We start from the raw sequence: 11,596 nt of genomic DNA, 5'->3' as shown, positions 1-11,596 counted from the left end.
GCGCAAGTTTCCTATGGAAGAGACCATCGAACTTCCCTCCCCTGAACCTGAATTAGCTGGAGGCTCATTTCTAGCAACAGGATCGGGCAGAAGACTTCGCGAAGTGGCGGCTGATCCTGAAGCTAATTTAGGATTCGTGGTGGTAGACAAGGGAGGCAAGACCGCAAAGCTCTTCACTTCCCCCAAACGCTTATTCGCCAAACTAACAAGTGAATTCAACTCGCACCTAGCAGTCCACCGTGACCAGATATTAGGCTTCGGCACCAATTTCCATGCCGTAATCCATGCCCAACCTCTTTATCTGACATATTTAAGTCACATCCCGCGCTATCGTGATGAGACCTATTTGAACCGCCACATTCTCAGATGGCAACCCGAATCCATTGTCCACCTCCCCGAAGGAGTCGGCTACATCCCTTTTACCCTTCCAGGTTCACCTGAACTAATGGCCGCAACGGTCGACAAGCTGCGTCATAACCGAGTAGTCCTCTGGGCCAAACACGGCGTAATGGCACGCTCCGATGCCTCCGTCAAAAGAGCCTGCGACCGCATAGAATACGCCGAAACCGCCGCTCACTACGAATACTTAAACCTAACCATCCAAGAACTTGGCGAAGGCCTCACGGTAGAGGAACTTCGCTCAATCTGCAATTCATTCGGAATTGAGCAGAGTATTTTCTAGATTAGTTGAATAGACCTTCTGCTCTAATTAGGGATGTTAGTACGGAAGTAATTTCTTCCTACTAGTGATAATTTGCCGCAAGGACTGCCCTTTTATTTGGATCTATGAGAAAGTTTGTTGGACATTGGGTTAACTGTCATTTTCTTGATTATGATCTTCTGCTGAACAGAACAAAAGGTATATAATAGCGTCTATTAATCAAGAACTATTTGAATATAGGAGGAAGGTACGAGAAATGAGAATACTACTATCTGCGATAATTGCTGCGGTTTTTTGCCTGTGCGCAATTGCTCAAACACAAAATGACCCCAATAGGGTTGTATTGAGAGATCTTACTGATGTAACCAAAATTTTGGATGGACTGGGAACTAAAAATAAAGTACGTATTGTCTGTGATCGCTCGATAAAAACAAAAATGAAAGAACCTGATTCAAACCTAACGCTTGAGCAATCACTTGACTATGTTGTAAGTTATGTTGGGAACGCGGCCTGGCGAAGAGTTTATGTAAAGAAAGCCGCTCAAGTTCCAAATGCCGATGCATTATGTTCACAAGTGCGAGCAATCATTAGCATTGAGTCCTCAGGAATTATTGTCCAAGACGCCCAGAATAATTCGAGCGTGTTCTCGAAAACCAACGATCCTAAACTTGCAAAGCTAGATTTTGAGGATGCACCTATCTACGTGGTTACAACTATCAAGCCAAACAACATGCCGATAGGCACTGGGGCTAACGGAGAACTAACCTCGTCCGATATTTCTAACATTATTAGCCAAACCATGCAAGTATTTACAAAGATGTCTTCACAAGAACAGCAAAGTTTTATGCAGCAAGTAGCCACTGCTTGGAGAAACACTTTCAACAGTCTTCCACCTGAGCAACAAAGTCAGTATCGTGGCGGCGGTAGAAGGAATCATACTACCGAACCCAACGCAGGACAACAACCATAAGGAGTTGTTTTACTCCGATTAAATTAACCTCGTCTAAAGGTGATGCGATAACAATGCTCCTTTAGAAAATTCTAAAGGAGCATTGTTGTGTCTGAACTTACAATATCTGAAAATGATCGGGAGATGGCTAAAAGGTGCGAAGGTTGTGGGGTTTGCAAAAAAGCGCGGAAGAACCAACGGGGATTTGCCTACTGGTTTGTAAAGCGCATAGAAGGAAGCTTATGCCCTTACTGTAAAGCCTATGAAAAAGTCCACGGACGCAAAGCCTTCGAACCTGAAGATTAGTACTTTATACTCAAGTTGGCTCGGGCTTGGTATTCGTTCTTATCTGTTTGGACCAGACCGTTCATATCGTACTGCTTCATGAAGCCTTCCAAGCTCAACGAAGTCATTCCAAGTTGATGCGAGAACTGAAGCTTATAAATTGTGGAACCATTCAGGATATTCAATAAGGAAGCGTCTCTCACGTAACTCATATTAAGTAAAGTTGATTTTGCAAAGAAGAGCTTGCTGGAAAACTCATAACCCCATTGGGAAGCCTGACTGAGTAAATCTTCTTGATATCGATAAGCCCCAGAAATCGACATCGATCCCATTCGAACTTCCCCGCCCAAGGTGCGGCGACTTATTTCCATCGGCATACCGGTATCATCCGGATGTTCATTATAGGTTCCATAAATACTGAAAGGCCGCAGCGGTTTCATTCGTGTGCTGATAGCTATGGCATCTATCTTTTCATTTTCGTTCAATATATAACGGTGCGCTGATCCGCTAACTTCAAAATAGCGAGAAGGGTTCAGCTTTGTTTCTATCGTTTGAACATTAATAAGCTGGGGTCCGTTATTAACCGACATGCCTGCAGCTAGAGATATTCCAACAAATGGTTCAAGAAACAGCTTGCCGGAATATAGCTGCCGTCGGTCAACGGATGAATTCACTAATTCTGCATAGCTTCCTTCAACTCGAACACCACGCATAGGAATAAGAGCAGCACGAATATCGCTATTTAATTGATCAGTCCCTGCAGGGTCAATTACAGACCGATAGTGAGCATTTATTTTCGCGCTAGGCCCGCCAGTTTCTAGTTTTGCATCAGTAAGTGAGCTTACAGTCGAACCTATTTGAGATTGCCCCCAATTCACATTGATTTTTGTATTGCCAACAGAAAGTGATGTCTTTGCAGAATCGGTGACAGTAGCTTGTTCATCACCATTCCAATTCATTTTATGGCTATAATCGAGTATAAGTCCCGGCATAAGGATTGTGCCAAAATTCGCTGCTATTTCTCTTGCGCTCTCTAAGGAATTGCTTAGGGCATCAGATTGTTTGTAATAAACGCCCGCTTTCCAGTTCTTAGCTTGATCCCAAGCTAGCGAAGCGTTAAATTTCTCCAGGCCTTTATTTACCCCGATTGCTTGATTATGAGTGAGTCCTTCACCGCCATAAACATATCCGAAATCCAATTTCGCTCCGGCCATTTTCCCGTTCAATCCGAATTTCATCGCCGTTTGCGACATAACATTACCGGCTGCGGGATTATCCACCCATAGATTGCCCGTTAATCCCCATGTTTCACTAAGCTTCAAACCGCCCTTCAGGCCAAGCATGGTTGTCCCATTTTGGCCCTCACCGGCGTTGTATATCCCTGCAAAAGCTAATGAACCAGAACCTCGATTTACTAGATTGAATTCCAAAGGAATCGCTATCGGTTGATCGTTTCTAGACGCTTGTTTTGGATTAATTGTATAACTAACGCGAATGGATTCTCCACGTTTAATAACTTGACTGAGCTGGATAAGACCGAAAGCGTAGTTAATTTGATAGTCAGTATTAGGCGTCAACAAACGCCCACCACCAACGATTAACTCGCTACGTGGGTCAATTGGCCGCCATTGCAACTTAATAGTCCCTGTTGAATTATTCACAATCAGGGTCTCATCAACTGACTTTTGGCCAAAAGCCGCTATGGCTACTAAAAAGAGTATTGCGCTTGCTATCCATTGCTTGGCGCACCTCATCTTCATCCTTGTTCCTTTCATATCCCTAAAATGATTGCGTTCATTGTACCTTACACCTATATTGACGGAATACCGAGCAATTTGTTTCAAAAATATTCGACCTGTTAACATTATCGGTATTCAATGCAGATCAAGCAGTAATACTAGCTTGATGTGGTTATTACCTTATATCCCCCCTCCGATAATATCATTAAGCTTGATAAGGATGGCGATCAAGGATGACCAGAAAAGAACTAAGGATTGTTCGATTAATGGAACCGGAACTCTGCATGGATTGTAGGTTTGCGTATATAGCTAACGTCGATGCAAACGATACTGCGAAGCAGAAGATGCTCTATTGCCGTAGGTTAGACTGTGACAACTGGGATTACTCAACTGCTGAACCAGCAACAAAAATAGAGTGGCCGGAAGAAATTAGATAGGCCTTCTTCACGATCAGAAGTCTCGCTAATATGCGGGGCTTCTGATTTTTCACTTTTTCAGTCGAATAGGCCCCCTCATTAGCGGTACACTCTCTGTCTAGTATTATATATCGTTGGAGATGTTATGCCCGCCAACAACTCAGTTGCCCCACTGCTTATAGGTTTTTTTATCATATTAGGTATCGGGCAATGGCTACGGCTCTCACGTAAACTCGAAGCGGTCCATTCGGAAATTCTCGATCTGCTGGTGACCGATGTTACTCTGCCAGCGCTTGCCTTTTATGCACTTGCAGGGCAACGTATCGAAAAGTCAGTGTTAGGCGGGGTTGGTATTGCTTGGACAGTACTCCTAATAACTCTTCTGCTTGGTTTCATGATGTCACGAGTGCTCAAGCTCAATCGTCCATCACAGGGAACGATGGGAATTTGCTCAAGCTTCAGTAACACAGGATTTTTAGGCATCCCTATTGTTTACATGCTCTATGGCTCGGTTCCAGGAACAGCGGGGGCTGCTGTCATTATAAATGCCGCTGCCTCTTCCCTACCTCTATATACTCTCGCTGTGGCATTAGCGATTAAATACGGAGGCCAAGGAACTTTCAGCGGTATCGACTTTCTCAAAGGCCTTTTTACCCCTGTGACTTTAGCGCTGATTATCGGCGTAGCATTTAATCTATGCAAGGTTGTTTTACCACAATGGGTTCTAACACCTGCTCAACTGCTGGGAGGAGCTACCGTCCCGTTAGTGGTTATCTCTTTGGGGCTTAGACTTAATTTCAAGGGTATTCGAGAACGGCTTATACCATTGTTAACAGCAACCCTTATTAAACAAGGGGTCGCGCCACTCATTGCCATTGCCATAGTTGTTATTTTTAATATGCACGGCCCTGTAGCGTTGGCTGCTCTGGTCTTGTCAGCCATGCCCACTTCGATGACTTCGGCAATCATCGCCTCACGCTACGGATGCGACGGAACCATGGGAAGCGCGATTGTAGTCCTAACTACCGCATGCACCGGCATCATCCTCCCGATCATTGTCGCTGTGGCGAACTATCTTCATATAATTCCGTAATCCGATTCCAAATTCAGCCACTTCATCTCGTCCTCGGTGAGCTTTATGTCTAACGCTTTGAGGGAAATGCGCAACTCAAAGATATTCGACGGGCCGAAGAGGGGGTAGATCGGGAATGGCTGGCATAGGACATAAGCCATGGCGATTTGGATTGGCTCGACCCCTTTCTGAGTCGCAAGTTCTTTCACCCTCGATAACCGCTTAAAGTTGTCATCACTATACCAACTGTTGACCAATACATCGTCCGACTGATTGCAGGGATCACCAAAAACAAAGAAGCCCATACCAGTGCTTGACCAAGGCATCAAAGGCAGTTGAGTTTTAATAAACCATTCTCGTGAAGCGGTATCTGAAACTGAAAGACAACCATCCCATGGGGGATTCATCATACAGGCAAGGCTAAAATTGTTGCTCACCGCAGAAAATCCTTGCAGTCCTTTGCTCTTGGCATACTCGTTTGCAGCGGCTACTCTCTCAAGTGTCCAATTTGAACCACCAAAAGCGCGCATCCGGCCAGCGTTTGAGTGCTCATTCAGGACATCAACAAACTCTTCAACAGGAACTTCAAGATTATCCCTATGCATCATGTAGATATCGAGATAATCTGTCTGCATGTTTTCCAGAGTTTCATAAAGCTGCGCGGTAAGTTGCTCGGGATAGCAATTAGGGGTATGCGAGCCTTTGCCGAGAACAACCACCTGCTCTCGAATACCTCTGTTTTTTATCCATTGGCCTAATATAGCATCAGACTCGCCATAAACATGCGCCGTGTCGAAGCAGTTCCCGCCGTTACGGAAGTACTCGTCAAAAAGCACCGATGCATGCGGCAGCGGGAACAAAGCACCGCCCAACATAGTTCCCATAACCATCTTCGAAACCGGCTTGTCCACCCCTTCGATACGGCCATATTTCATATTAGTTTCTGAATTAACTTGAAGAGGTCTTCTATCAACAGTTGGGTAGTTAGCGGTCGGCTTCTCGGCATCATAAATCACCCCAATGCTCTTGCGCCATGCATCGAGTGTCTTCATATTGCCTAAGGTATCATCCCAACTCATAGCGGGGGATGGCGCTTGCAAGCTACCGCTTACAATACTTTCGGCCACAACATCAGCCTCTTGAGCATAAAGGGAAGCCCACGGCTCGGCAACTACTTCACTGGACTTCTGACCGACATTCACGATGATTTTGGGTGGGCTGCAGAAAAAGGGGTTGGGTACAAAAATGTCCCCCTCTGTGCCAAAGATGCGAAGTACATTCTCCTGATTGAGGCGAACACCCGTCGCAACTTGCGCGATGATATTATTCGGGAAAGTTAGAATAGCAGCAGTGAATTCATCAACTCCCGTATCGCCAATACAACCGCGTCCAACCACATTAATGGGTTCTGCAAAGGGCAGCCCCAGCGCCGCTCCGGCAATTAAGCTCGACATGGTAGTCGTATAGCATCCAACATCGAGGATGCCACCACCTCCCAAAGCATTCTTAAAAAGGCGGCTCTCAGGATCAAAGTTTGCTCGAAAGCTGAAAGATACCTGTATCAGCTTCACCTCGCCAATGACACCCTCAAATATCAACTCGGCTAGTTTGGCGGTCTGAGGATGGCATCGATACATAAAGGCTTCCATCAAAAAGACTTTGTGTTGCTTAGCGGCATCTATAACAGCAGTGGCTTCTGAATAGTCAAGGGTGATGGGCTTTTCGCACAGGATATGCTTACCTGCCTCAGCCGCTTTAATCGCCCATTCTGCATGCATCGGGTGTGGAGTAGCGATATATACCGCCTGCACCTCTGGGTCGGCCAACAGCGCTTCATAACTGCCATAACACATACTTACGCCATACTGCGCTCCGAACTTATCCGCTGTTTCCTGACTTCGACTGCCGACTGCGACCAATTTCCCTGTCTTAGACTCCGGCAGTTCAGAAGCGAACCGATGGGCTATTCCCCCCAACCCAATAATCCCCCAGTTAAGCATCGCAACCACCTCAGTTTGAGTATCAATTAATGCAATTATAGACCAAGAATACTCATTAAAAGCATGATAATCGGTACAGCATCATCATCTGAGCAGGCGTGAAGTATACTATAATACATACGTGGTCTTAAGGCCGCACTACCGTAGGAGGTAAAGAATGAAACAAAGAAATGCACTCCTCGTATTCTTACTCTGCCTTGGTATTCTAATCATAGCTGCAGGTTGCGGTAAGAAATCGGAAGTCAGCACTACCCCAGCCCCGCCCGCTGCCAATCCAGCTGTAGTCAGTCCAACGACTGCTGGCGCCCCAACTTCTGCTACTTCAACCACAGTTCCGGCTGTAGCTGATAACACAGGCGCTTATTCAGTCACCTACAAGTTCACCCCCGGTCAGGTGCGATATGTGACGTTTAATAGCGACATGTCGGCAGATATGCCCTCAGGCCCGATGAGCGGTCAGGGTACGATGAAGATGACGAATGGCTCAACCGTAAAAGTTGAGACACTAAAAGTCGACCCAAAGGGTAACGGAACCTTAAAACTCACGGTTTTATCAGCTTCAGTTGGCGGTAATCCGATGATGTCATTCACTCTGCCAAAGGATAAACCCCTCCCGACAAAGACTGTAACTGTTGATACGAACGGGAAAGTCATTAAACAATCGCAACCAACAAATCTACCTCCCCAAATGGGCGGTATGGTTGTAACCCAAGCCTTTGCAATTACAAGCGCGGTTTATCCGACTGAGATGACCAAACATCCTTTGGTAGTAGGTAACAGTTGGAATGAATCAAAAGATGTTCCTGTTGGTGGAAAACCAAAACCCGGTACGAAGGGTGATGTAATAAAGACAGATACATCTTATACGTTAGTAGGCTTAGAAGACTACAAAGGCAAACCTGCTTACCACTACAAGTTTAAGATGACCGGTAAGGGTGATAGGAAAAACCCCAAAGCAGCCGGCGGCCCGTCAGCCTCCATCAATATGGACGAAATTTCTGAAGGTGATACTTGGATGAGTCGTGATGGTAATGGAATGCTGTCTTCCCAAGTCAACATGAAGTCCACAATAAGCTCTTCCCAAGGATCAACCCCTGGAATGAAAGCGCCAATGGCTATGACACAAACAATAGTCGTAAAAATTGACACCTCCGACACCCCACCCAAATAGGCGTGTCACTTGTGTCCAATTAACTTTAAAGTACCGGCGTTGCTTACAGCGCCGGTACTTTAATATTCTCTATGCCTCCGTCTTAGCCGGAACAGGCCTCCCGTTGGCTTCTAGTAATTGCCTGATTTCTTCCATTATTGCTTCACCGAACTTAATGCGAGCCTCGTGGTCTGGGAGGTCTTTGGCGAAGTCTTTGTAAGAGAGAGGTTTGCCGAAGACAACGATTCGCTTTGCTCTACTGAAGTGTTTGGCATCGGGTGCCAAGACCTTTTCGGTGCCGATAAGCGCTGTCGGGACGACCAATGCGCCGGAACGTTTGGCAAGCATTCCAATTCCAGCCCCAGCGGATCCAAGACTACCGTCGCGGCTACGCGTGCCCTCGGGGAATAGCACAAATGCCTCTCCGTGCTTCAAAATATCTATCGCCAGGCGAATAGAGTCGAGGTCAACTTCCCCACGCTTCACAGGAAACACGCCCCAACGCAGAAGAAACCACGTAGTCATCCGATACTTGAACAATTCGATCTTAGCCATATAGCGCATGCGGCGTTTGACCGCGCAGGCCACTGTCGGTGGATCAAGATAGCTTACATGATTACAGGCGATGATGGCGGAACCTGTCACAGGGAAGTTTTCAAGACCGCGTGTTTCAAGCGAGCCGAACAGACGCAAAAAGGCGCGAAGAATCTCCCTACAACTCCTATAGAACCAACCCCACTTAGCCGCGTTTACTTGCATAGCTCCAGTATCCTCTCAATCACTTGTTCTGCTGATAATTTATCCGAGTCAATCACAACCGCCCCCTCTGCAACTCGCAGAGGTGAATGGGTACGGGTACTATCTCTCTCGTCGCGTTCAATCTGCTGCGCCAGAATATCCTCATAAGTTATATCCTGACCCTTCTCGACTAACTCTTCATATCGTCGTCGCGCCCGCTCTTCTGCGCTAGCATCCAGGAATACTTTCACTTTCGCATCGGGAAAAACCACCGTTGTCTGGTCACGCCCTTCTGTAACGATACCCCCACTTGCCCCAATTCTCCGCTGCTGCTCCACCAATACTTTGCGAACACCCTCGAATGCCGAAATAGCGGATGCCAAGTTGCCAATTTCAGGGGTTCGAATGAAGTCGGTAATATCGCACCCATCCACCATCAATCGTGGTGTTTGTGGATCACCAACGAAACGAATATCAAGCGAAGCCGCCATCTCTGTAAGCTCATTAATAGATGCCGTGGCAATTCCTCGTTTCTTTGCAGAAAACGCAACCGCACGATACATTGCCCCCGTATCCAAAACCATGTACCCTAATGCTTCAGCAACACCCCGAGCCACAGTACTCTTCCCCGCCCCACTCGGTCCATCAATCGCCACCACAAATCGCTTGCCATTATCGTTAGCCATAAAATAATTAACCCTTCTTGGAAACTATGTGTCTTTGCAACCCCAAGACTGATCCCTGTCTATACCAACAATCACCCTTCACGTCACTATCAAGTCACTATCACCTCTCTATCACGTCTAACATGACGTGATAGAGGCTCGCTATAAGCGTGCTACTAGGGTGATAAGCTAACGTTGGTATAGACATGCTATCACCTTGGGGAGCACAAATCAGCCACCTTCATTACATATGAATTTTACATCAATCGCCCATAATCCTGCGTTATTTACAGCATGAAATGCAACCTATGCTTTGGGTTATGATTGGTTGTGGAAAGAATGAGGCTACTAACGACTAAAGCAATATTTACTCGACAACACGCGGTTTCTTTTGCTATTATAGAAGAGGAGCTTTTACCCTCACAAGAGAAAGGAGCTAGCTCATGTTGGCACGCCTTATTATTCGATGGATTGTTCTGACGATTGCCCTCTATATTACGGTCATTGTCGGCCAACAGATTGGTCTGCATATGAGTGTTACTGACCCTGTCAAACTCCTGCTTGGCGCAGGGATGCTGGGTTTTGTTAATGCTGTTATTTCCCCAATTCTCAGGTTTCTCGCTTGCGCAATCAACTGCCTTACCATGGGACTAGCTGGAGTATTGATTAATGTGCTGTTGTTTTGGTGGGTTGGACAGTTGAAGCTTGGGTATGAAGTGAATGATTTCTGGGCAGCATTATTTGGTTCGATAATCCTTGCGTTTGTAGCAATGATACTCAACATCATTATCCCTGAACCAAAGCGTTATAATCGCTATGAGGATGAGTAATTAAAAGCAATATGACGGAAGCTCTTGCGGCCGGATTTTGGAGTGACTTGATTGGCAACTAATAATTGGTTAAGATGGCTATCACCAGGGATAAAGCTAAAAAGATGGATGTCGCTCACAACGCTAGGCGTCGTGATGCTCGTTGTGGGCATTCTGCTCACTTTCGATCTTCAATGTATTGCAGCTATCAGAGAACTTCGCCTATTAGTTGAGACTGCTTTGCGTTTTTTAACGGGGACCTCTAACCCCCATCCCGCGCGTACAACCTTTGGAGTTGAGTTGATCATTTTTGGCCTCTCGATCACCGCTCTTGGGGCGACATTAATAATACGCCGGATAGCTCACGCTATGAACCCACGCATGAATGCGAACCTGGCAGACCAGTTCTTACGGCAGCATGCGCTAGCACAAGGCCCTCGTATTGCTGTTGTAGGGGGCGGCACAGGACTTTCAACACTACTTCGCGGCATCAAGTACTACACCTCCAATATCACTGCGGTGGTGACGGTTACCGATGAGGGTGGGAGTTCGGGGAACTTGCAGCAGACGCTGGGAATATTACCGCCGGGAGATATCCGAAACTGCCTTGTCGCTCTGGCGGATGCTGAACCTGCCTTAAGTGCACTGTTCCAATACCGTTTCGATCAGATGCCTGCCCTTCGAGGACATGCTTTCGGCAATATCTTTATCGCGGCGATGATGGGCATCACCGGCGACTTTGAATCGGCGATTAGGAAGACTAGCGAAGTCCTTGCCATTCGCGGACGTGTACTCCCCTCTACTCTTAGTAGCGTGCGGCTTCATGCAGAGATGGAGGACGGATCGCATGTTGAGGGGGAGACCGCTATTGTTGAATCGCCCTTGCGCGTCCGCCGTATGTATCTCAAACCGGACGATGTCGAGCCTTTGGATGAAGCATTAGCAGCGATACGACAGGCCGATATCATCGTCATGGGGCCTGGCAGTGTATACACAAGCGTTATTCCCAACTTGTTAGTCAACGCTATAGGGGAAGCAATCCACCGCACTAAAGCCATTAAACTCTATGTTTGCAACGTGATGACACAGCCAGGCGAGACGGATAACTACTC

12 protein-coding genes are annotated in these 11,596 nt (G+C 46.7%); 8 read left to right on the top strand and 4 right to left on the bottom strand.

Annotated elements, in window-relative coordinates:
- The 3 genes from WCO51_04305 to WCO51_04295 all read left to right on the top strand — a co-directional run.
- The coding region (locus tag WCO51_04305) for a class II aldolase/adducin family protein (protein ID MEI6512482.1) at positions 1-682 on the top strand (682 nt) is incomplete at its 5' end.
- 235 nt (positions 683-917) lie between these two features.
- Complete coding sequence (locus tag WCO51_04300; protein MEI6512481.1) at positions 918-1,631, top strand: hypothetical protein; 714 nt, start codon at positions 918-920, stop codon at positions 1,629-1,631.
- 87 nt (positions 1,632-1,718) lie between these two features.
- Positions 1,719-1,916, top strand: a complete 198-nt coding sequence (locus WCO51_04295; protein ID MEI6512480.1) for a hypothetical protein — start codon at positions 1,719-1,721, stop codon at positions 1,914-1,916.
- Here WCO51_04295 and WCO51_04290 read toward each other — a convergent pair.
- Entirely contained in the window at positions 1,913-3,655 is a 1,743-nt protein-coding gene (locus WCO51_04290) for a hypothetical protein (protein ID MEI6512479.1), read from the bottom strand. The two genes, WCO51_04295 and WCO51_04290, sit on opposite strands and share 4 nt — an antisense overlap.
- A gap of 212 nt (positions 3,656-3,867) precedes the next feature.
- Here WCO51_04290 and WCO51_04285 point away from each other — a divergent pair, with 212 nt between their 5' ends.
- On the top strand, positions 3,868-4,071 hold the full coding sequence (locus WCO51_04285) for a hypothetical protein (GenBank protein ID MEI6512478.1): 204 nt from the start codon (positions 3,868-3,870) through the stop codon (positions 4,069-4,071).
- 124 nt (positions 4,072-4,195) lie between these two features.
- Positions 4,196-5,143: an AEC family transporter gene (locus WCO51_04280; protein MEI6512477.1), complete on the top strand. Its 948-nt coding sequence runs from the start codon at positions 4,196-4,198 to the stop codon at positions 5,141-5,143.
- Here the strand turns inward: WCO51_04280 and WCO51_04275 are convergent.
- On the bottom strand, positions 5,128-7,122 hold the full coding sequence (locus tag WCO51_04275) for an aldo/keto reductase (protein ID MEI6512476.1): 1,995 nt from the start codon (positions 7,120-7,122) through the stop codon (positions 5,128-5,130). The two genes, WCO51_04280 and WCO51_04275, sit on opposite strands and share 16 nt — an antisense overlap.
- Positions 7,123-7,279: 157 nt before the next feature.
- Between WCO51_04275 and WCO51_04270 the strand changes: the two genes are divergently transcribed.
- Positions 7,280-8,293: a hypothetical protein gene (locus WCO51_04270; GenBank protein MEI6512475.1), complete on the top strand. Its 1,014-nt coding sequence runs from the start codon at positions 7,280-7,282 to the stop codon at positions 8,291-8,293.
- 69 nt (positions 8,294-8,362) lie between these two features.
- On the opposite strand, the gene WCO51_04265 is transcribed toward WCO51_04270, so the two are convergent.
- Both WCO51_04265 and cmk read right to left on the bottom strand, forming a co-directional pair.
- Positions 8,363-9,031, bottom strand: a complete 669-nt coding sequence (locus WCO51_04265) for a lysophospholipid acyltransferase family protein (protein MEI6512474.1) — start codon at positions 9,029-9,031, stop codon at positions 8,363-8,365.
- Positions 9,022-9,696 carry a (d)CMP kinase gene (cmk, locus tag WCO51_04260; GenBank protein MEI6512473.1) on the bottom strand — a complete coding sequence of 225 codons (675 nt, stop codon included), beginning with the start codon at positions 9,694-9,696 and terminating at the stop codon, positions 9,022-9,024. The genes WCO51_04265 and cmk overlap by 10 nt, the downstream gene beginning before the upstream one ends.
- A gap of 422 nt (positions 9,697-10,118) precedes the next feature.
- Here cmk and WCO51_04255 point away from each other — a divergent pair, with 422 nt between their 5' ends.
- Both WCO51_04255 and WCO51_04250 read left to right on the top strand, forming a co-directional pair.
- Complete coding sequence (locus WCO51_04255; protein ID MEI6512472.1) at positions 10,119-10,505, top strand: phage holin family protein; 387 nt, start codon at positions 10,119-10,121, stop codon at positions 10,503-10,505.
- A 51-nt stretch (positions 10,506-10,556) separates the two neighbouring features.
- Positions 10,557-11,596: gluconeogenesis factor YvcK family protein (locus WCO51_04250; GenBank protein ID MEI6512471.1), on the top strand; the 1,040-nt coding region annotated here is incomplete at its 3' end.

Source organism: bacterium (assembly GCA_037131655.1).
In the GTDB taxonomy this organism is placed as follows: domain Bacteria; phylum Armatimonadota; class Fimbriimonadia; order Fimbriimonadales; family JBAXQP01; genus JBAXQP01.
The sequence above is the reverse complement of the archived record's forward strand: the minus strand, read 5'-3'. Positions and strand labels throughout refer to the sequence as shown.